9 protein-coding genes are annotated in these 21,082 nt (G+C 52.4%); 3 read left to right on the top strand and 6 right to left on the bottom strand.

Annotation, left to right across the window (positions count from 1 at the left end; all coding sequences use genetic code 11):
- Positions 1-72 precede the first annotated feature (72 nt).
- The 4 genes from DUE52_RS30680 to DUE52_RS30665 all read right to left on the bottom strand — a co-directional run bounded on the left by DUE52_RS30680 (position 73) and on the right by DUE52_RS30665 (position 11,967).
- The gene (locus DUE52_RS30680) at positions 73-3,501 is read right to left on the bottom strand and encodes a VCBS repeat-containing protein (RefSeq protein ID WP_114409968.1); all 3,429 of its coding nucleotides are present in this window, start codon (positions 3,499-3,501) and stop codon (positions 73-75) included.
- A 99-nt stretch (positions 3,502-3,600) separates the two neighbouring features.
- Positions 3,601-7,029 (bottom strand): VCBS repeat-containing protein, encoded by a 3,429-nt coding sequence (locus tag DUE52_RS30675; protein WP_114409967.1) that lies wholly within the window; start codon positions 7,027-7,029, stop codon positions 3,601-3,603.
- A 291-nt stretch (positions 7,030-7,320) separates the two neighbouring features.
- The gene (locus DUE52_RS30670; protein WP_114409966.1) at positions 7,321-8,802 is read right to left on the bottom strand and encodes a RagB/SusD family nutrient uptake outer membrane protein; all 1,482 of its coding nucleotides are present in this window, start codon (positions 8,800-8,802) and stop codon (positions 7,321-7,323) included.
- Positions 8,803-8,835: 33 nt separating this feature from the next.
- Positions 8,836-11,967, bottom strand: a complete 3,132-nt coding sequence (locus DUE52_RS30665; RefSeq protein ID WP_114409965.1) for a SusC/RagA family TonB-linked outer membrane protein — start codon at positions 11,965-11,967, stop codon at positions 8,836-8,838.
- Positions 11,968-12,501: 534 nt separating this feature from the next.
- Between DUE52_RS30665 and DUE52_RS30660 the strand changes: the two genes are divergently transcribed.
- From DUE52_RS30660 to DUE52_RS30650, 3 genes are all read left to right on the top strand, one after another.
- On the top strand, positions 12,502-15,447 hold the full coding sequence (locus tag DUE52_RS30660) for an FAD-binding and (Fe-S)-binding domain-containing protein (RefSeq protein ID WP_114409964.1): 2,946 nt from the start codon (positions 12,502-12,504) through the stop codon (positions 15,445-15,447).
- The gene (locus tag DUE52_RS30655) at positions 15,444-17,120 is read left to right on the top strand and encodes a hypothetical protein (protein ID WP_114409963.1); all 1,677 of its coding nucleotides are present in this window, start codon (positions 15,444-15,446) and stop codon (positions 17,118-17,120) included. The genes DUE52_RS30660 and DUE52_RS30655 overlap by 4 nt, the downstream gene beginning before the upstream one ends.
- 94 nt (positions 17,121-17,214) lie before the next feature.
- Positions 17,215-19,188 (top strand): M1 family metallopeptidase, encoded by a 1,974-nt coding sequence (locus tag DUE52_RS30650; RefSeq protein ID WP_114409962.1) that lies wholly within the window; start codon positions 17,215-17,217, stop codon positions 19,186-19,188.
- Between the two features lie 112 nt (positions 19,189-19,300).
- Here the strand turns inward: DUE52_RS30650 and DUE52_RS30645 are convergent, their stop codons facing one another.
- Together DUE52_RS30645 and DUE52_RS30640 are read right to left on the bottom strand one after the other, a co-directional pair.
- The gene (locus DUE52_RS30645; protein ID WP_114409961.1) at positions 19,301-20,245 is read right to left on the bottom strand and encodes a 3-oxoacyl-ACP synthase III family protein; all 945 of its coding nucleotides are present in this window, start codon (positions 20,243-20,245) and stop codon (positions 19,301-19,303) included.
- Positions 20,246-20,438: 193 nt separating this feature from the next.
- Entirely contained in the window at positions 20,439-21,020 is a 582-nt protein-coding gene (locus DUE52_RS30640; RefSeq protein WP_114409960.1) for a Uma2 family endonuclease, read from the bottom strand.
- Positions 21,021-21,082: the final 62 nt, after the last annotated feature.

Raw genomic sequence — 21,082 nt, 5'->3', positions numbered from 1 at the left:
AATGATGGATTATGAATGATGGACGATGAATGAGCTGGCGCAAGTAATTCATCGTCCATCATTCATAATCCATCATTTCTTATGGAACACCTGAATCGTTGTATCGTTGCGGGCGACCAACCAGTGTGGAACCCCCGCTACCCGAATCGGCTTGATGTCGCGCACTTCGCCGTCGAGCCGAAAACCGCTGCCAACTGGTGAAAGTGCCGTAAATCGGGCGGTATTGCGGCCCGTTTTGCCTTTGTTTTGGAGAACCAAACCATCATCGGCATCATAACGCCCCTGATAGGTGCTGACGCCGTAGAAATTGCCACCCGCCAGGATGTCGGGGTAGCCGTCGTTGTCGATGTCATCGGTTCGGAGCGCAAACAGTTTGGAAACCTGCGCCAGCATAGGCAGTGGGTGAACCACAAAACGTCCGTCGCCGGTATTTTCCAGATAGACCGAGGCAAACTGGTTGACTTCGTATTCTTCGGCCCCGTTCAGTTCCTTTTTCTCGAACAAATCCTCCACCGGTTTTCCGGCGAATGAAGTATAATTGGTAAACCGTTTGTTGATAATGCCGGGCATCTGTTTGCCCAGTTCATCTTTGAAATTGACGGGATACCAGTTTTTCCCGTCGCGTTGGTAGGCCAGAAGCTGCTCGACGCTGCTATTATTGTCGAAATCCTTTATCCACATTTTGAGTCGGGGTTCGGCCTGTTTGATGAATTTGGTGTTCAGTCCCAAATTCCCGGCCACCAGATCCAGATCGCCGTCGCGGTCGAAGTCGGCGGCAGTCAGGCATTGCCAGAAACCGTTCAGGGATGTCTTCTCGTCGGTGATGGATTGAACCGCTTTCAGTTTGCCGTTCTGATTGGCGAACACCCGAATCGGCATCCAGTCACCAGCCACCACCAGGTCGAGGTCTTTATCCTGATCGTAATCCATCCAAAGGGCGTCGGTCACCATCCCGGCTTGGCGGAGTTCGGGCGCAAGCTGGTCGGTTTTGTCCGTAAAACGCCCCTTGCCATCGTTGATCAAAAGATACGAATTCGGAATTTTCCCGTAGGCAAAAGGAATAACCCGGCCCCCCACGAACAGATCCAGATCGCCATCCAGATCCAGATCGACCGGACGAACGCAGCTTTTGTTGTCATACATCGGCGGCAATCCATTCGAGCGGGCGAAGTTTCCCTTCCCATCGTTCAGATACAGCCGGTCGAACTGCTCGGGCATTTTCTCAAAAAATTCATTGCCGCCCGAAACCACGTACAAATCCAGATCCTTATCGCCATCGGCGTCGAAGAAAACCGCATCGACATCCTCGTACGTCGAATCGGCCCGAAAAGCCGGTTGGTTGCTCGGCAAAAACCGGCCATTGGGTTGCTGAATCTGCAAACTGCCGGCCTGCCATTTGGCACCAGCCGCGTAAAAATCGTCTAAACCATCGCCATTGACGTCGCCGACCGCCAGTTTTGGCCCTTCCATCGACACCTTGAACGGCATCAGCGATTCCCGAACAAAATCAAAATAGGTGTTTTCCTGGTGCTGGTACGCCATCGGCGACTGGCTGGTGATGTCTTCAAACCGCGGTTGGGGATCGGGAGCCGTGAACCGGAAACTGCCAACGTCCTGCTGAGCTTCCGTTTGTTTCAGCGTCAGCGTCTGATTAGATTTTACACCGGTTTGAACTTCCATTTTCTGATTTGGCCAGATCACAATCAGCGAGTCAACCGTGGCAGTTTCGCCCAGGCCAAACGTCAAAACCGGCTCCACGGACGACTGAAAACCGCGTGTGGGCATCAGTTGCTGGAGTTGCAGACCGGTTTTTGTTTTCAAAATCACTTTGGCACCCACGCCAAAAGTGTTCGCTGACTCGCCCTGAAGCCTGATTTTTAGATAGGTATGGGTTGGAAATACTTCATTCGCCTGGTTCTGGTAGACACCCGCCGGGTCGTTGATGTCGTTGGTCACCAGATCCAGATCGCCGTCGTTGTCCAGATCGGCATACACCGCGCCACTCGAAAACGTCGGTTTTTCGAAGCCCCACGCCAGCGATTTATCCGCAAACTTCAGCTCTTTCGACCCCTGATACAGGTAATTATGCACCTTGCCTTCGGGCATCAGCGAAATCGCTTTTTGATCGATGGCCTTGGACGTTTCCATCGCATACCGCAGCGAGTCGTCGGAGGCATATTTCACGTAGTCAAGGTCATTGGGCCGCCGGACGATGCCGTTGGAGATGAACAGGTCCTTGATACCGTCGTTGTCGTAATCGGCCAGCAGGGGCGACCAGCTCCAATCCGTGGCCGCAATCCCGGCCATCGCTCCAATTTCCATGAATTTCTGGCCCGACTGACTGATTTGCAAACAGTTGCGGCTGTACTGATTCATGTAGCCAAAACTTAATTTGTAGAGGTAAATGTCCAGCGGATCTTCGCCCAGCGACATTTTTTCAACCCTTTCGTCTTCGGGATACATGTCGAGTGTGACCACATCCGGGTAGCCGTCGTTGTTGACATCAGCCACATCGTTCCCCATCGAAAACCGGCTGGCGTGGGCAAACGCTTTCCGCATGTTTTCCGTAAAACCGCCTTTGCCGTTGTTGAGGTAATAATAATCGTCTTCGTGAAAATCGTTGGAGATGTAAATATCTTCCCAGCCGTCGTTGTTCAGATCCGCCACCGAGATGCCCAGACCGTAGCCCATGGCCGCGCCGAAAATCCCGGCCTGCTCGCTGATGTTTACAAAAAGAGGGGAGAAAGGGAGGAGAGGAGAAGGGACTACCGATTTATTGCCTTTCCGCCCGTCCTCCTTTCTTCCTTTCCTCCCTTCTTTTTTCCTCTCCTCCATCATATTCCGAAACAAATAATCGCCCGATTCGTTTTGCCGCAGATTCCGGGTCGTGACGCGGTCGTAGCTGCGGGAGGTATGCACGGCATGGTTGAGCAAATACAGATCCAGATCGCCGTCGTGGTCGTAGTCGAAGAAAGCCGCCTGGGTCGAAAAACCGGTAAAGTCCAAACCGTATTCGGCGGCTTTTTCGGTAAAAGTGCCGTCCTGATTATTGATATACAATTCATTAGAACCTTCTAGTCCTTTGAAGTTGCCCACCGCACACACATAAATGTCCAGCCAGCCATCACCGTTGACATCGGCCATTGTGACCCCGGTTTGCCAGTCTGAAAAGCCCTCAACACCGGCTTTTTCCGTAGCGTCTTCAAATTTGAAACTTCCCTTGTTGAGATATAGCTTGTTTTTTCCCTGATTCGAGACGAAATACAAATCCGTCAGGCCGTCGTTGTTGAGGTCGCCAGCCGCCACACCCGCCCCGTTGTAGAAATACAGGTAGTCGATGATGTTGAACTGGTCCGTATTGCGAACCTGGTTGATAAAACCGATGCCCGTCCGGGTCGAATCCAGAACCTGGAAGAGCGGTTTTTCGGACGTACGGTTCAGTTGTTTACAGCCCGTAAAGAACAATGTTACGGCCGCAAAAAAGATACTAATTCGTTTCATAGGTTGATTTCTGAACCGCATGGGCGGCCCCGCTGGATTAAACTGATTCTTCTGATTGAACTGATTTGATTTTTTCTCAGCTTAATCAGAAAAATCAGCTTAATCCCGGTTAAATACTTGCACTTTATCCTTATTTTTTCCCAATACAAATTGCCCCTGTTTCAGCCGCGCGAGTTGCCGGACCTGCCCGTGGACGATGAAGCCGGAAACCGCCGGGTCGAGGGACTTCCAAATGCCGTTGCCTTTTCCGAGCAGCACCAACCCGTAACTAGCGTCATAGCGGCCAATTTCCGGCAGAACATCGTAAAAATTTCCGGTTAATACCAAATCCATCTTTTTGTCGCCATCGACATCCGCAATTTCAATACCGCAAACCGGTGAAAACTGCGCTTCTTTCGGCAGGGCCTGAATCGTAAAAACTCCTTTTCCATTATTCAGCAAAACCACCGATTCGCCCATATACGCGCGCTGCACCACGGCACTTTGCAACTGTTTTTCGTCCAGAATTTCGTTCAGTTTCTTGCCTGCGTAATCCGTAAACTTGAGGTATTTCTTTTTAATAGAAGGCATTTCTTTCTGCAAATCCTGCTTCAACACCATCGGGTACAAGGTTCCGGTTTCGTCGGCGCAATTGATGATTTGCTCCAGGCTGCCATTCTGGTCAAAATCGGCCGTGTAGAGTTCCGCCGGGATTTTGGACGTTGCCTTGATCCGGGAATTAAGTCCCAGATTGCCGACTACCAGATCAATATCGCCATCGCCATCGACATCCCCGGCTTTGACGCAATTCCACCAGCCGGAAGCCGGGGTACTCGAATCCGCCAGTTTCGGCGTTTCAGAAGTGGCAAGTTTCCCTCGCTGGTTTTGAAAAACCGTAATCGGCATCCAGTCGCCGACCACGATCAGTTCAGGATAACCGTCGCCGTTCAGATCAGCCCAACTGGCATCGGTCACCATGCCCAACTGCTCGGCGTTGGGCATGTAGCGCCGGGTGTAGTTCTTGAAATTGCCGGTGCCGTCGTTGGTCAGCAGATAACTCGCCGGATTGAAACCGTATTTTCCCGGAATCAGCCGCGTTCCGACAAACAGATCGATGTCGCCGTCACGGTCATAATCAGCAGCCGCGACGCAGGAGCCGCTGGCTTTCAGGTTGGGCAACCGGTCGTCGCGGACAAAACCGCCTTTGCCGTCGTTCAAATACAGCCGATCGAGCAATTCGTCGGCTTCGGCTTCAAACTCGTTGCTGCCCGAAACGACGTAGAGATCCAGGTCTTTGTCGCCATCAGCATCGAAGAAAACCGCATCGACGGCTTCGTAGGTCAAGTCCTGCCGCAAAACCGCCGGGGTTTTATCCACAAACCGACCGTTGGGCTGTTGATAAAACAGGTGATGCGGTTTTCCGAAGGCCCCACCAAAAAACACATCATCCAGCCCGTCGCCGTTGACATCGCCCGTCGCCATGGCCGGGCCACCGGTCGAGAGCATTTGTTTCAGTAACGGGTCACGGTTGTAATCGACAAACGGACTTTCTTCGTGGGTATAATCCAGGCCGGAAACCGTAGTAATATCCTGAAAAAGAGCCGGTGATGGTACTTTAGCTTTCCAAATAGCAGTAGCTTCCGGTTGTTTCAGCGTGAGCAGTTGATTGACTTTTGGCTGTCGGATGGTTTGCATCCGGTCGTTCGGCCAGACCACCCTTACCGAGTCGATCACGTTGTCGGTGCCTAAACCAAACAGCAAATTCAGATCAACGGACGACTGAAAACCGCGGTTGGGCATTTGCTGCAACACCTGCATCTGGCCTTTCTGGTACAAAAACACCTTCGCACCGATGGCATTGCGGTTTTTGGCCTCACCCACCAGTTTGACCCGCAGGAAGTTGGTTTTGTGTTGCTCGACCGACAAATTTTTGAAAACCGATACCGGGGAGTTGACGTTGTTGACCACCAGATCCAGATCGCCGTCGTTGTCGAGATCGCCGTAAGCCGCACCGTTCGAGAAATTCGGTTCGCCCAGGCCCCAACTGGTGGCCTGGTTGGAAAAGCTCAGGTTGCCATCGTTCCGGAAGGCATAATTAGGAATCGGTTCGGAGGGCGCTTTGTCCAGAAATTCCTTGAAGTTGAAGGAACGCTGGCGGGCAATCTGGGCCATGTTTTCCCGGTCGGCCAGGAAGTGAATAAAATCCTGATCGGTCACTTCTTTGGCAATGCCGTTGGCGACAAAAATATCTTTCCGGCCGTCGTTGTCCATGTCGAAAATCAAAGCGCCCCAACTCCAGTCGGTGGCGTGAACGCCCGAAAACCGGGCGATGTCGCTGAACATCGGAATGGCGGTTTTTCCGCTTTTTGCTGGTTCATTGCCCTGATTCAGATGCAGCATATTCTGCATGTACTGGTAATGGAAATCCCGCGACAGTTTGATTTCCTGCAAGTCGTAATTCTCGAATGATGAGTTCTTTTTTAAGCGCACATCATTCCCCGGCAGCATATCCGTCACGAAAATATCCAGCCGGCCGTCGTTGTTGATATCGGCCACATCGGCGCCCATCGACGACAGGCTCAGGTGCGGCATGGCGTCTTTCACCGACTCCCGGAAGGTGCCGTCGTGGTTGTTGAGGTAGAGATAATCCCGTTCGTAAAAATCGTTCGAAATGTAAATGTCCAGCCAGTTGTCGTCGTTCACATCGCCGATGGTGATGCCGAGGCCAAAACCGATCAGGCTGCCGTAAATTCCGGCTTTCTCGCTGACGTCGGTGAAGAAAGGAGGAGAGGAGGAAGGAGGAAGGGAAGAACGGATACCTTCTCCTTTTTCCTTTCCTCCATTCATTCTTTCCTCCATCATATTCCGAAACAGCTTATGACCGCCCAGCGAATCGCGTTCGGAGCGGATGTTGGCATAGCCCAATTTCCCGACGGGCATGAAGCTGTTGTTGAGCAGATACAGGTCCAGGTCGCCGTCGCGGTCGTAATCGAAAAAAGCCGCATGAGTCGAAAAACCGTGATCGTTCAGGCCGTAGTCGGCGGCTTTTTCGGTGAAGGTCACCGTGCCGTTTTTGCCAATTCCGTTGTTGATAAAGAGTTCATTGCCCCGATCGTCGCCGGGGCGAATACCGGCGTTGCAGACGTACAAATCCAGCCAGCCGTCGCCGTTGACATCGGCAAAGGTTGCCCCCGTACTCCAGGCGCGTTTGCCGGCGACACCGGCTTGGGTCGTAATGTCTTCAAATGCCAGCGAAGCAGCACCTGGTTTTCCCTGGTTGAGATACAGGCGGTTTTCGCCCATGTTGGCGATCAGGAAAACGTCCGGATAGCCGTCGTTGTTGACATCCCCGATGGCGACGCCCCCGCCGTTGTAGAAATTTCGGTAATTGAAAATGTTGAAATCCGGGTCATCGACGACCGAATTGGTGAAATTGATGTGGGTTGTTTCCGGCGGTAGTTTTTCAAAAAGCCGCTCTTCCGATGGCGTATCCGCAGCACCACAACCGACAAGAAGACCTACTACTAAAAAGAAAACCAGATAGCGCATGAACGGTTACTGACTGTCAAAATCAAGTTTTAAAGGTACTCAATAAATTGCTTTTGGTTGACGGTTTTATACAACCAAACACCCTCTGATTTTGCCCCAAACACCGCCTTGCGCCTTTTGCCCCCGACCCCTAAAGGGGCACGGACGCTGAACCATCCGGATGAAAATTCGTTCCGTGCCCCTTTAGGGGTCGGGGGTAAAAGGGTGGGGCAAAACCGGGCCGAAAAATACAGTTGAACGAAACAGAAAAAGCCCGGAAACCCCGGGCTTTTTACAGGAAAAGGCTTTTCACTAATTGTAACCTGGATTTTGCTTTAAGTTGGGGTTCAGCGAAATCTGATCTCTCGGAATGGGGAACAACTCCCGGTATTTTTCCGAAGCGGGTTTGAAACGCCACGCTTTGGTGAACTGCCCAAACCGGATCAGATCCTGACGGCGGTGGTATTCCCAGGCCAGTTCGCGACCCCGCTCGGCCAGAATTTCATCCAGCGTGAGTTGGGCGGCTGTGTAGTCGGGAACGCCCGCCCGTTTGCGGATCACGTTGAAATCCGCCAGCGCATTGGCCGTTCTACCCAGCCGGAAATTGGCTTCTCCGCGCATCAGATAGACATCACCCAAGCGGAAAATAACGAAGTCGTTACTCATGTCATTGGTGGTGTTGTTTCGCTGAATCTCGTATTTCTGGCTCCGGGCTCCGGCCAGACGACCCGCGGGACCCGCCGGCATTTCGAAGGCCGGAATTTCGGGGGTGATCACCATCGGGATGCCGTCGTCGTCCATCGGTGCGCCGGTTGCATCATACTGCTGACCAACGATCCACATTTTCTTGCGCAAATCCTGCGCCGTGAACGAGTTGTAAAACTCAACCACGGTTGCATAGCCATTCCAGGGAGAAGCCGGGAGGTTATAAGTCAACTGGTGCTTGTAGTGCAGGGTCGCCATATGGACATTGAATCCACCCCGTTTCGAGTTATCGAAAGGCGTAGCCAGGATAATTTCCGGTGAGTTCTGGTTCTGCACTTTGAAGTTGTCCAGCAAATCAGCCGTCAGGGAAAACTTACCCGACATAATAATGCTATCACAACGGGTAACCGCATCCGCCCAGCGAGCCGTACCGGTATAGACCTGCGCGTTGAGATACATCTTCGCCAGAATCATGTTGACCACCGGTTTGTTGAAACGGCCGTAATAGGCACCACCCACGGTTGAACTCAATTTGGGATACACCTCCAGCAATTCCTTCTCGATCCAGTTAAACACCTCGGTCCGGGTTTTCTGAGCCGGTGTGGAGGTTCCCACCTGATCGGCGATGATCACATTGCCGAACATATCCATCGCCTTGTAGTGGAAGAAAGCCCGCAATGCCCGAAGCTCGGCTTTCACGTTTTCGTCCGTAATGGAACCCAGTTGCTGGTTGATGGACGTGATGTTGTTGTAACACCAGGTCCAGGGGCCGTTGAACTGGCCGTTGTCGGTCGTCGGGTCCCAGGTATGCTGATAGAGTCGTTTCCAGTTATCGCCGTCTTTCCAGTCACCACCCCGCGTCGGAACAATTTGTTCATCCGTCACGGCGTTCAAACCGGCACTGTTGCCGTAATAATCGGCCAAACCGCTGTAGAGTGGACCGATCAGCGCGGCTTGCTGGGCTGCTGTCTGGCCAAACTGGTCGGTCGGAATGACGTCGTAGGTTTTTTCGTCGAGGTCCGTACAGGCCTGGCCTGCCAGCAGCAGAACCAGGCAGACGCCCCAAACTCGTATGGTTGAATTAAACATCTTCGTAGTTGGTAGTTAGTTGATTAACAACGGTCAAAACGTCAGGTTAAGGCCCAGTTGGAACGAACGGGTTTTGGGATAGATATTGCTAAAGTCCATCCCGATGTTGTTGGGTGCCTGGCTTTCGTTCTGCAAATCCGCTTTCACCTGAAGTTCAGGATCGACCCCTTTGTAGCTCGTCAGCGTGAACAGGTTGTTGCCACCGAGGTAGACCCGGGCGGCCGACAGGTATTTGCCGCCAGTCCGGATGTTGTACCCAATTTGCCAGTTATCCAGACGGGCGTAGGTTCCGTTTTCGAGCCAGTAAGTCGACAACACGTTGGTGCTATATCCACTCGGAAGATCCGCTACGCCTTGCAGCATGTTGGTTTCCAGGATCGACCCCGGAATCAGGAGGTTCGAGCGCAGGTTGTTCAGGATTTTGTTACCAAATGAACCCCGAATCTGGAAGTTCAGGTCGAATCCTTTGTACGTAAACGTATTGATGAACGAACCGGTCAGGAACGGTTGCGGGTTGCCCTGAGCGACGGGATTTTGACTGGCAATCCCGGCTGCGGCATCGGCATCACTCACAGAGGTAGTCGGCTGGTCGCCCGTCCCTGGTTTCAGCAGCACTTTGCCATCGGCGGTATAATCCACAAACGTTGGCACGTTGTTGAATTCACCCAGCGGACGACCCGGCCAGAGGTAGGATGCAAACACATCCGACAGACCACGGCCACCAAACGCGTTGAAACGGATCAGACCGGAGTCGAACTCGTCGCTTTTCAGATTGACAATCGTGTTTTTGTTATAGGCTCCAACGATGCGGGAAGTCCAGCTAAAGTTTTCTTTCTGGATGAGGTCGCCCCCGAACGACAGCTCGATACCCCGGTTTCGCATGGTGCCTACGTTGGCCCAGATGAAGTTAGTGAAGTACTTAACCCCATCGGCCGGCACCGAATACCGGTACAGCATGTCTTTGGTCGTCTTGCTGTAAAACTCCAGTGTACCTGAGAAACGGCCATTCAGCAACTGAAAATCCAGCCCCAGGTTGGAGGTCGTCAGCACTTCCCATTTCAGGTTCGGATTGGCATTCTGGGTAATCCCGTAGCCCGGCAGGAAGTCGGCCACCCCACCATCGTAGTAAGTGCCTTTCTGGCCATACAACTGGAGCGACTGGTACGGTTTCAAGCCTTCCGAGTTCCCGGTTTGTCCCCAGCCAACGCGCAGCTTCAGGTAGTTCAGGGTGGTCGATTTCGGGAAGAAATCTTCGTTCGTCAGCGTCCAGCCTGCGCCCACCGATGGGAAAAGTCCCCATTTGTTGTTGGCCCCAAATTTCGAACTTCCATCGCGCCGTACCGTTGCCGTCAGGTTGTACTTGTCGTTCATGTTCACCGTGGCCCGGGCGAAGAAAGAAGCGAGCGTGGTGGCATTCCGGTAGGAGGTCGCATAGTTGGACGCCGGACTCAACAGCGTACCGGCCCCCAGCCCCAGATTGTCATACGAGAGCGTATTGGTCAGAAACTGGGCGTTACGGGCCTGAAAACCGTCATAAACAATGTTCTGGTAGGAGTAACCGCCCAGTACATTGAAGTTGCTGTTGTTTTGGCCAAAGGCTTTGGTATACGTCGCGGTCAGTTCCAGCAGCTTGTTGTTGACCTGATCCATCTTCCGGTAGGCTTCGCCATTGGTCGTCTGGAAGGCCTTGATGCTGCGGTCGCGCGAGCGGCTTTCGTCGGTATTCTCATTCTGGAATGCGCCGTTTACGCCCAGCGTCAGCCCGTCGATGATCTCGTAGCGCAGGTTGACCCCACCGATCAATAACCGCTTTTGCTGATCGAAGCGCTGGTTGTTGAGCATGGCAACGGGGTTGAATAGGTCGAAACTGCCGCCTACTTCGTAATAACCGCCCACGTTGTTGGCGCCCGTCGGATCGGTAATGGGCAGGGTTGGCAGGAACGTAACCGCCCGGGCGATGATGGCATCGTCGTTCAGTTTGGAGTTGGTGTTGGTTACCGACAGATTATACTGGATGTTCAGGCGGTTATCGAGCGCCTTCTGATCCAGGTTGATTCGGGCCGTTACCCGATCAAAACCCGTGTTTTTGATGATCCCGTCGCGGCCAATGTAGTTGAGAGAACCCCGGTAACTGAAGGCGGGTGACCCCCCCGAAATGGCCAGATCGTGGTTGGTCGTCACGCCCATCCGGGTAATTTCCTTCACCCAGTCGGTGTTGTAGTTGCCGGCCGGAAAGCGGAGCCGGTCCAGACTCAGTGTGGAGTCTCCTTTCAGGGTACTGACGGCGGCCCGATAACCGGGGCCATCCAGCAAATCCAGTTGGTTCGAGATGGTTTCAACGCCGATGTAGTTGTTGAAGGTGATCGTGGTTTTGCCGGATTTTCCGCGTTTGGTCGTCACGATAATGACGCCATTGGCTGCCCGTGAACCGTAAATAGCGGCTGCGGAAGCATCTTTCAGGACGTCCATCGACTCGATATCGGTCGGAGAAACCGTCTGAATGGGAACGCCGATCACGCCGTCGACCACATACAGCGGATCGCTGCCACCCGCCAGCGAGGTGTAGCCCCGCAAACGAACGGTCGGTGCCTGGTTGGGGTCACCCGAAGGCATCGTAATCACCAAACCGGCTACTTTACCCTGAATGGCCTGCAGCGGGTTGGGAACAATACCAGGGTTGAACTCCTTGGCGGTTACCTGCTGTACCGAGCCGGTCAGGTCTTTGCGTTTGGCCGTACCGTATCCGACGACGACTACTTCTTCCAGCGATTTGGTGTCGGAGGTCAGAACGGCGTCGACAACGGTGCGGTTGCCCACCGCGATTTCCTGGTTTTGCAGTCCGATGAAGCTAAAAACCAGCGTGGCGTTGTCAGGAACGTTGGTGAGGGAATATTTCCCGTCGGCGTCGGTATTGGTGCCGCGGGTTGTTCCTTTGATTTGAACAGTAACACCGGGTAGTGAAACCTTGTCTTCCGACGATGTAACGGTTCCGGTGACCGTCCGCTCCTGAGCAAATGCCTGGCTGAAGCCCAGGCTGAGAATGAACGCAAATGACAACAGAAAGGCTGGGAGCAACGCTTTCTTTCTGACTTGAAACACCCGGTATTGGCGCGGGCCGTTTACTTCTTTACGTTCATGATTGAATCTGATAAAGTGATCCATCATAGGTTAACAAATTAGAATAGGTGAACTGAAATTGGTAAGCAGATGCAGAACCATGATACAATGAAATTTCAGCGCAGTACAAATGAGGAAAACCCAATCAATCAGTAGGGTTACTGTTCGACCGGGTCTCTGTCTTTTTTTGCGTATAATAGTACCGTGATGAGATTTTATAGAACATATTTCTGAACTGATTGAACAAATTACAATAAATAATATTTATAATACAATGGTGACCGGCTTAAAATTATTTAATGAATCCGGGTTGTAATTAAAAAAAGAAAGAGGTTTGGAGGGGGGAGCGACCGGACGGTATTCTAAATGGCATAGCAATAAGCAGTTGGACAAGCTAAAATCCTCGTTATGAAAGGCTTCGGCTTAGGGTTGGGGAGAGATAAAATAGCATTATTTAAATACAGATTGCTGTCTGGTATTTGCTGGTTTTGGACTGGATACTGGAAAAATTTGTACCTTTAAGGTCAGGAACCCGATATTTTTTGCAAACAAACTTTGATCCGGTCCTGGACGAAGACTCTTATGGTCAATCAGGAGACGCTACAACAACTTTCTGCCCAGTTAGATGGTGAATTTTACACCGATTCCACCCAACGGACGTTATATGCAACCGATGCGTCGGCCTACCGCGAAATGCCGCTGGCGGTCGCCATTCCAAAGTCGATCGATGACCTGAAAACGCTGATTGCGTTTGCCCGTGAAAACCGTACCTCGCTCATTCCGCGTACGGCCGGTACCTCGCTGGCCGGGCAGGTGGTCGGCAACGGAATTATCGTCGATGTTTCCAAAAACTTTACTAAAATCCTCGAAATCAACGAGCAGGAACGCTGGGTGCGCGTGCAGCCGGGCGTGGTTCGCGATGAATTGAATTTCTTTCTAAAACCGTATGGCCTGTTTTTCGGACCGGAAACCTCGACGGCCAACCGGGCGATGATCGGGGGCATGGTCGGGAATAATTCCTGTGGCTCCAACTCGGTTGTGTATCGCTCGACGCGGGAGCATGTCCTGTCCGTCAAAGCGCTGCTGGCCGATGGGAGCGAAGCCGAATTTGGCGCTTTGGAAACCGCTGCGTTTGCCCAGCAGATCGACGCGGGTAGGCACAAAAATGGCAGTGCGTCGCTGCTGGATAAAATTTACCTGAAAACCAACGAAATCCTGGCGAATCCGGACAACCAGGCCGAAATCCGGCGGCAGTTTCCCAAACGCAGCATCGAACGGCGAAACACGGGTTATGCGCTGGACGAACTGCTGGAAACGGCCCCCTTTACAGAAGGTACCGAGCCGTTCAACTTCTGCAAACTCATTGCCGGTTCGGAAGGAACCCTTTGCTTTCTGACCGAAATCAAGCTGAATGTGGTGCCGCTGCCGCCCAAAGAACTGGGACTGGTGTGCGTGCATTTCAACAACGTAGATGAGTCGTTGCGGGCTAATCTGATTGCGCTCAAATACCAGCCCCGCGCCGTCGAACTGATCGATCATTACATTCTGGAGTGTACGAAAGACAACATCGAGCAACGCAAAAACCGCTTCTTCGTTCAGGGCGATCCGGGCGCCATTCTGGTGGTGGAACTGGGTGCGACCAATCGGGAAGAGATTGCGCAGCGCGCGGTCGAAATGGAAGCGGAAATGCGGGCAGCCGGTTTAGGCTATCATTTCCCGGTCTTGTACGGCGAGGATGGTAAAAAAATCTGGACCTTGCGGAAGGCGGGGCTGGGGTTGCTGGCGAACCTGCCGGGCGATGCCAAAGCCGTTGCCGTGATCGAAGATACGGCCATCGATGTACACGATCTGCCCGACTACATCCGTGATTTCAACGCGATTCTGACCAAACACAGCATGTCGGCGGTGCATTACGCCCACGCCGGTTCGGGCGAAATTCACCTGCGCCCGATCATCAATCTCAAAACTGAAGAAGGTCACCGGCAATACCGGATGATTGCCGAAGAAATTGCCCGGCTGGTGAAAAAATACGACGGCTCGCTCTCGGGCGAACACGGCGACGGACGACTCCGGGGCGAGTTTATTCCGCTCATGGTGGGGCCGAAAAACTACGAGCTGATGCGGGAACTCAAGCAGGCCTGGGACCCGTACGGTATTTTCAATCCCGGCAAAATCGTGGAAACGCCCCCGATGGATACGTTTCTGCGGTATGAAGCCGGGCAGCAAACTCCGGATTTCAAGACGTTTTTCCGGTTTCAGGATCAGACCATTCTGCAACACGCCGAGCAGTGCAACGGCTCCGGCGATTGCCGGAAAACCGAAATCTCGGGCGGAACGATGTGTCCGAGCTACATGGCGACCCGCAACGAAAAGGAAACCACCCGGGCGCGGGCCAATATTCTGCGGGAAATGCTGACGCTGTCGCCGAAAGAAAACCGCTTCGACAACAAAGAGATTAAAGAGGTTTATGACCTCTGTCTGGCCTGTAAGGGCTGTAAGGCCGAATGTCCGTCGAATGTGGATGTGGCCAAGCTGAAAATGGAGTTTCTCCAGCATTACCACGATGCCAACGGCGTGCCGGTGCGCAGCCGGCTGATTGCCAATTTTGCGAGTTTGTCGGGGCTGGCGTCGCTGGTGCCGTGGGCGTATAACGCGGTGCTGGGTACCGAATCACTTCGGCGGGTGGCCAACCGGGTGATCGGGTTCCACCCCGACCGGACGATGCCGCTGCTGCACAGCACAACGTTGCGGAAGTGGGCGAAAGGCAGTGAAAAAGGCGCTGGAACCGCTGGACGGGTTTACCTTTTCTGCGATGAGTTTACGAACTACAACGATGTAGAAGTAGGCAAAAAAGCGGTTTTGCTGTTGAAAAAACTGGGCTATGAGGTGGTCATTCCTGAACATGGCGAAAGCGGGCGGGCGGCTCTGTCGAAAGGCTTGTTGCGGCAGGCTAAACGGCTGGCCGAAAAGAACGTTGAGCTGCTGAAGGCGTTGATTACCATTGAAACCCCCTTGGTGGGCATCGAACCGTCGGCGATTCTGACGTTTCGGGATGAATACCCGGATCTGGTCGATGCGTCGATGGTGGCCGATGCCCGGCGGATTGCCGAAAGTGTGCTGACTTTTGAGGAGTTTATTGCCCGCGAAATCGACAAGGGCGCTATTTCGAAAAGTGCGTTTACGACTGAAAAACGGTTGATCAAACTGCACGGACACTGTCAGCAGAAAGCGGTATCGTCGCTGGTACCGTCGAAAAAAATGCTGTCGCTGCCCGAAAATTATACCGTCCACCTGATTCCGTCGGGCTGCTGCGGCATGGCCGGGTCGTTCGGTTACGAAGCGGAGCATTATGACGTATCGATGAAAATCGGAGAACTGGTCTTGTTTCCGACGGTTCGTCAGCAAGCGGAGGAGGTCATCATTGCCGCAGCCGGAACCAGTTGCCGCCACCAGATCAAGGATGGAACGGGGCGCAAGGCCAAACATCCGGCCGAAATACTCTACGAAGCTTTAGCGATGAAGTCATGAAAAATCGATTCCTGTGGCCGTTGACGGGGATTTTCCTGATGATTGGTTCCGGTCTGGCGCTTACCTACGACCTGCCGTTGCGGTATGATGTAACCTTCGGCGACGAAATGACTTACCTGGCTTCCAGCCTGACCTACACCTTTCCGCCTGCGCCCTATCTGGCGCAGTGGGGATCCTTTTATGCGGCCTGGCTAAAGGCCCTGCAGGCGTTTACCAATGACACCCTGGTCTTGTTTTACCTCAACTGGCGGTTGTTGATCCTCATGACCGGGTCCTTGCTGTTTTTGTATCTTTACCTGCGGAAGTCGGGATTTATCGTCAGTCTTTTCTGCGCGCTCTGCTTTCAGTTTTCAGCCCTGAATGTACAGCTTGATCCCCGGATTTCGGCTTTTACGCTCTGTCTGATTATGGGAGGCTTGTGTGTGGTGCAGGCCTGGGAGTGGTCGACGAGGAATGTATTGCTGATTACTGCCCTAACAGCTCTCGTATGTTCCTATGTTCGGCCGGAGTTTTATATTTCCATGATGACCGCGGTTGTCGTGGCCATTGAAACGTATTTTCCCCGGAAATACCGCAGCCGGGAGCTGACCCTGAATTCTTTTTCCGGCCTGTTGAGCTTCGCTGTGCTGGTAATCGCCATGCGATTGCTGTTTGGTAATCCTTTGGGGCAGAGCCAGGAAGGCACCAACCGCAGTTTCGACGCGTTCGTTCAGCACTTCAGCATCAATTACAACACCTGGAATAACCGGCCCATCGACATTCCGATTCCGGATCAGTTCAAGTTGGTTGCCAATGTGTTCGGGCGTGATGTCAAGTCGATGAGTGCGGCTTTTTTTGTCCATCCCGACTTGGTTTTGAGGCATTTATGGACGAATGTTGTCAACACGGCGACCGCGGAGTTCCGAATTTTGAACGGTTTGTTTTTCAAAACACCCTTGATGAACCTGAACTCGCCCTACCGGAAATGGTGGTTGTTGGGTTTGCTGGTGATTGTTGTATTCGGTCTGCTCGATTTGTCGGGCACGTTCCGGCGACTGGCTACCAAATCCATCCGGCTGAACAGCAAGGAACTGGCTCTTTTTATTTTGCTTTTCCCTTCGATAGCATCCGTGGTGCTGGTTTTTCCGCGAAATCATTACCTGTATTTCCACGCCTTCGGCTTGATTATCATCGTTGCTTTTCTATTCGGATACCTCAAATTACGCATCGTTCAGTCATCGGTCTGGATGGGAAGTCTGGCGAGCCTGATGATGATCTGGGTGATTTACCAGACTGTCCGGCAGCAGGAAGAACTCCGCCCTACGCCGGTGGCTGACAACATCCGGTTTATTCAGGCGCTTTCGATGAATGGGCCGGTATCAACGCTGGAACGGGACTGGTATCGGGTGTTTCTGTATAGCCAGGAACAGAAACCGCGCTGGGTTCCGGTAGAATCGTACCAACCTAATACCGACTTTGGACAGTTTTTAAACGAGAAGAACGTCAATTTCATCCTGATGACAAAAGATATGCAAGCGTATTTTGACGGCGATCGCGGTTTTGCCGCCTTCATGTCAGGAGAGGATGCCAATCAGTTTGTTCGTCTGGAAGCCCCGGAGCCGGGCAGTTATTTGCTGGTTCGCCCGGAATTGCTGTCGAAACCACCGACGGTTTCGGCCTTGTTGGAGAATTAATATCGGAAAGCGCAACAGGATTGTGGCACTCGTTTCGTTACCATCTATTACCCCGTGTTACTGCGAAAGCCGGGAACACATTCGAATCAACTTCATGAACAAACTCCTTCTTTTTATTGGCATCCTGATTTCGATTGGAGAAGTCTATGCCCAGTCGAAGACAAATTCAACTTACGACGCCCACGAACTCTTTCATCCGCTATTCAACATGCAGCCCGGAAACGATTACCGCGCCGGGAGTGGAGCGCCCGGTCCGCGCTACTGGCAAAACCGGGCCGATTATAAAATCAACGTTCGTCTGGACGATGAGAAGAACGTTCTGAGTGGCGAAGTCGAAATTACCTACAAAAACAACAGTCCTGAAGCGTTGCCGTTCCTCTGGCTTCAGCTCGATCAGAACGCGTTTTCGGACACGTCCCGGGCCGCAAAAACGACGCCCTTGCGCGGTGGCCGCTACGGAAATGCGGGCTTTTCCGGCGGGTATGCCATTCAGTCCGTCACGATCGATCAGGGAAAAACCAAAACCGTCGATTATCTGATTACCGACACGCGGATGCAGGTTCGGCTGGCCGAACCGCTGAAACCCGGTGGCGATGTGGTGAAAATCAAAATTGAGTATTCCTTCAAAATTCCGGCTTATGGTTCCGACCGCATGGGTACGCAGCCGACCCGGAATGGGTTGATTTACGAAATGGCGCAGTGGTATCCGCGGATGTGCGTGTATGACGACATCGAAGGCTGGAATGTGCTGCCCTACCTCGGGGCCGGGGAGTTTTACCTGGAATACGGAGATTACGAATACGCCATCGACGTGCCATGGAACCACATCGTGGTCGGTTCCGGCGAGTTGCTGAACGCGCAGGAAGTGTTGACGTCCGATCAGCAGCGACGGCTGACGCAGGCCCGGAACAGTGACAAAACCGTCTTGTTGCGGTCGAAAGACGAGGTGAACGACCCGCAAAGCCGGCCGAAGCAAACGGGGCGGCTGACGTGGCGGTTCCGCTGCCAGAACGCCCGGGATGTGGCTTGGGCAACCTCAAAGGCGTTTGTGTGGGATGCTGCCCGGATCAATCTGCCGAGTGGAAAAAAAGCCCTGGCTATGTCGGTTTACCCCGTTGAAAGCGCCACTGACGATTCCTGGAACCGTTCGACGGAATACGTCAAAGGCAGTATTGAGTTTTATTCGGATTACCTCTTTGAGTACTCATATCCGGTGGCCACCAACGTTGCCGGTATTGTGGGCGGAATGGAGTATCCCGGTATTATTTTCTGCGACCGGCGCGACCGGAAAGATGCCCTCTGGGGCGTTACCGACCATGAATTCGGGCATAACTGGTTTCCGATGATCGTGGGCAACAACGAGCGGAAGTTTGCCTGGATGGACGAAGGATTCGATACCTTCATCAATATGCTCTCCACTGAAAAATTCAACAAGGGAGAATATAACCGCCCGAAAGGAACGATGCACGACATTGCTCCGGCCCTGTTCAACATCGACGAGCCGATTATGACCACGCCCGATGTACTGCAACCGATGAGTCTGGGCATTATGGGCTATTATAAACCGGGGATGGGCCTGAAACTGCTGCGCGATGTGGTGCTGGGGCCGAAGCGTTTCGATTATGCCTTTAAAACCTACGTACACCGCTGGGCCTTCAAGCACCCGACACCCTATGATTTTTTCCGAACCATGGAGGATGCGTCCGGGGAAGATTTGGGCTGGTTCTGGCGCGGGTATTTTTACGAAAACTGGAAGCTGGATCAGTCGGTGAAAGACGTTCGGTATGTGGAGCAGGACCCGCAGAAAGGCTCGGTAATCACCATCGAAAACCTGGAAAAGTGGGCTATGCCGGTTATTATTGAAGTAGAAGAAGTGGGCGGCAAGAAAACACGGGTCAATCTACCGGTCGAAATCTGGCAGCGCGGTGGTACCTGGAGTTTCAAACAACCGACCACGTCTCCCATCCGCTCGGTGACCATTGACCCCGATGAGCAACTGCCGGATATTAATCCACGGAACAATACCTGGAAAAACACCTCGGCTCCCTCGTCTTCAACGGCGAATTAGGAGAGGGGAAGGAATGATAAATTTTAAATGATGAATGTTAAATGTAAAAGGAATCGCCAAGCCAGCACTTTTATATTTAATATTCATCATTTAAAATTTATCATTCCCCTTACTACACTTCCACCAGCATGGCGCCGAACGAGTAGCCTCCTCCGAAGACGGTCAGCACAATGTTTTGCCCTTTTTTGAATAGGGACCGGTTTTCGGATAGCGCGATGGCGCAACCCGCACAGCCGGTATTGCCCAGTTTCTGAATGTTGGAAAGCAGCTTTGTTTCGGGGAGTTTCAGGGTATTGATGACGTTCAGGCTAATGCGAAGATTGGCCTGATGCGGAATCAGGTAATCCACATCGTCGATGGTCAGGTTGTGTTTCTCCAGCACCTGCAAACTGACTTTGGGCATATACAGGCAGGCATTGATGAAGACGTCACGACCGTGGGGCATCAGGACGCCCTGTTCGAGCGGTTTCAGCATCACGCCGGTCGTTGCTTTGCCGCTGGTGGCTGCTCCGCCCGTAATGATGGTGTGGATTGTCATATCCTCGTCGCTGATTCGTTCTTTCGAGATCAGCAAAGCGGCTGCACCATCGCCCCACAAATGCCCCGATACGGTATCCGTTTCGTTGTTGTAAGCCGTATTGTGTTCCGAAACCACCACCACGGCCAGCGTCGCTTTATTCATTGCAAAATAACCCTCAACAACCTCAACGGCGTTGATCAGCGAGGAGCAGGCCGTCGATACCGAAATAACCGGAATATCGGGAACTCCCAGATTGTGCTGGACAACGTGAGCCAGGGTGACGATGGTATCGTATGGCGTATAAGTCGCACCTACAATGAGGTCTATTTGAGAAGGGTCAATCGCCGTTTGGTCGAACAGCCGCCGGACGGCTTCCAGGGCCATCGTGTTTGTATTCTCGTCGGGTGCCGCTTTGCGACGTTCCCGAATGCCGGTACGTTCGGTAATCCACTCGCTCGATAATCCATTGAGCCGGGTAAAGTGTTCGTTGCCAACTACTTCGCTGGGAAAGTAATGACTAACTGCATGAATATACATCATACGAAAGTAAAGAAGGGAATCAACTTTAGCGATTCCACACCGAAAATTAAGTATTTCCGGGAAAGCGTAGTATTGAAAATTGGAACAATACTACAAAATCTTTCTTTCTTTATTGGTTTTGTAAAATATTTTAAAAGTTTATTGTAACTACACGAATTTGGGTCTGAAAAGCGTCCATCCGGCGGTATTCTTAACTCAGCAAGCCAACGGTTTGTTCGTAAATGTCCCGCAGTGGGAGTGTCAAATCGAGCGTCTGAATCGTCAGAGAGTCATCGACCTCGCCGGTTTCCTTCCGCAACGTCCAGAAGCCTTTTTCCGGTTTATACCAGGCTTCTACCCGAATCTGTTCGGAATCCACCAGAATGTATTCCTGAAAAGTGGGAATATTGCGGTAAAGCATGAATTTTCCGCCCCGGTCGTAGTCCTTCGTGCTTTCCGACAAAACTTCAACCAGAATGGTGGGGTTCAGCAGCGTATCAAATGTAGAATCCAGCAGGTCCGGTTCTCCACAGACAATGACCAGATCAGGATAGGTGAACAGGCCATTCTCTAGGACATGAAGCCGAAAGTCCGATGAAAACGTCTGCCAGCCTTTTCCTTTCACATAAGAACCAAGACTACCCGACAGATTTTCTTTAATCCGATTGTGATTGCGGGATGCTCCAGCCATTGCAACTATCTCACCTTTGAAATATTCGCTCTTGTACGCGGCTTTGCGTTCAAGTTCAAGATAGTTTTCCGGTGTGCAATACGGTTTTGGCTGGGCTAACATGGTTTTCAGATTTACGGTATTCAGTTTTCAGTTTCCGGTTTTCAGTGGCTGACGCACGTTTA

The organism is Larkinella punicea, from assembly GCF_003334855.1.
GTDB lineage: Bacteria > Bacteroidota > Bacteroidia > Cytophagales > Spirosomataceae > Larkinella > Larkinella punicea.
This window is presented reverse-complemented; position numbering and strand designations above follow the sequence as displayed.

What these genes read in the sequence shown, in the direction of transcription:
- DUE52_RS30655 (WP_114409963.1), top strand. Translation starts at nt 15,444, where the DNA reads ATGAAAAATCGATTCCTGTGGCCGTTGACGGGGATTTTCCTGATGATT.
- DUE52_RS30665 (WP_114409965.1), bottom strand. Translation starts at nt 11,967, where the DNA reads ATGATGGATCACTTTATCAGATTCAATCATGAACGTAAAGAAGTAAAC.
- DUE52_RS30670 (WP_114409966.1), bottom strand. Translation starts at nt 8,802, where the DNA reads ATGTTTAATTCAACCATACGAGTTTGGGGCGTCTGCCTGGTTCTGCTG.
- DUE52_RS30680 (WP_114409968.1), bottom strand. Translation starts at nt 3,501, where the DNA reads ATGAAACGAATTAGTATCTTTTTTGCGGCCGTAACATTGTTCTTTACG.
- DUE52_RS30660 (WP_114409964.1), top strand. Translation starts at nt 12,502, where the DNA reads ATGGTCAATCAGGAGACGCTACAACAACTTTCTGCCCAGTTAGATGGT.
- DUE52_RS30645 (WP_114409961.1), bottom strand. Translation starts at nt 20,245, where the DNA reads ATGTATATTCATGCAGTTAGTCATTACTTTCCCAGCGAAGTAGTTGGC.
- DUE52_RS30650 (WP_114409962.1), top strand. Translation starts at nt 17,215, where the DNA reads ATGAACAAACTCCTTCTTTTTATTGGCATCCTGATTTCGATTGGAGAA.
- DUE52_RS30640 (WP_114409960.1), bottom strand. Translation starts at nt 21,020, where the DNA reads ATGTTAGCCCAGCCAAAACCGTATTGCACACCGGAAAACTATCTTGAA.
- DUE52_RS30675 (WP_114409967.1), bottom strand. Translation starts at nt 7,029, where the DNA reads ATGCGCTATCTGGTTTTCTTTTTAGTAGTAGGTCTTCTTGTCGGTTGT.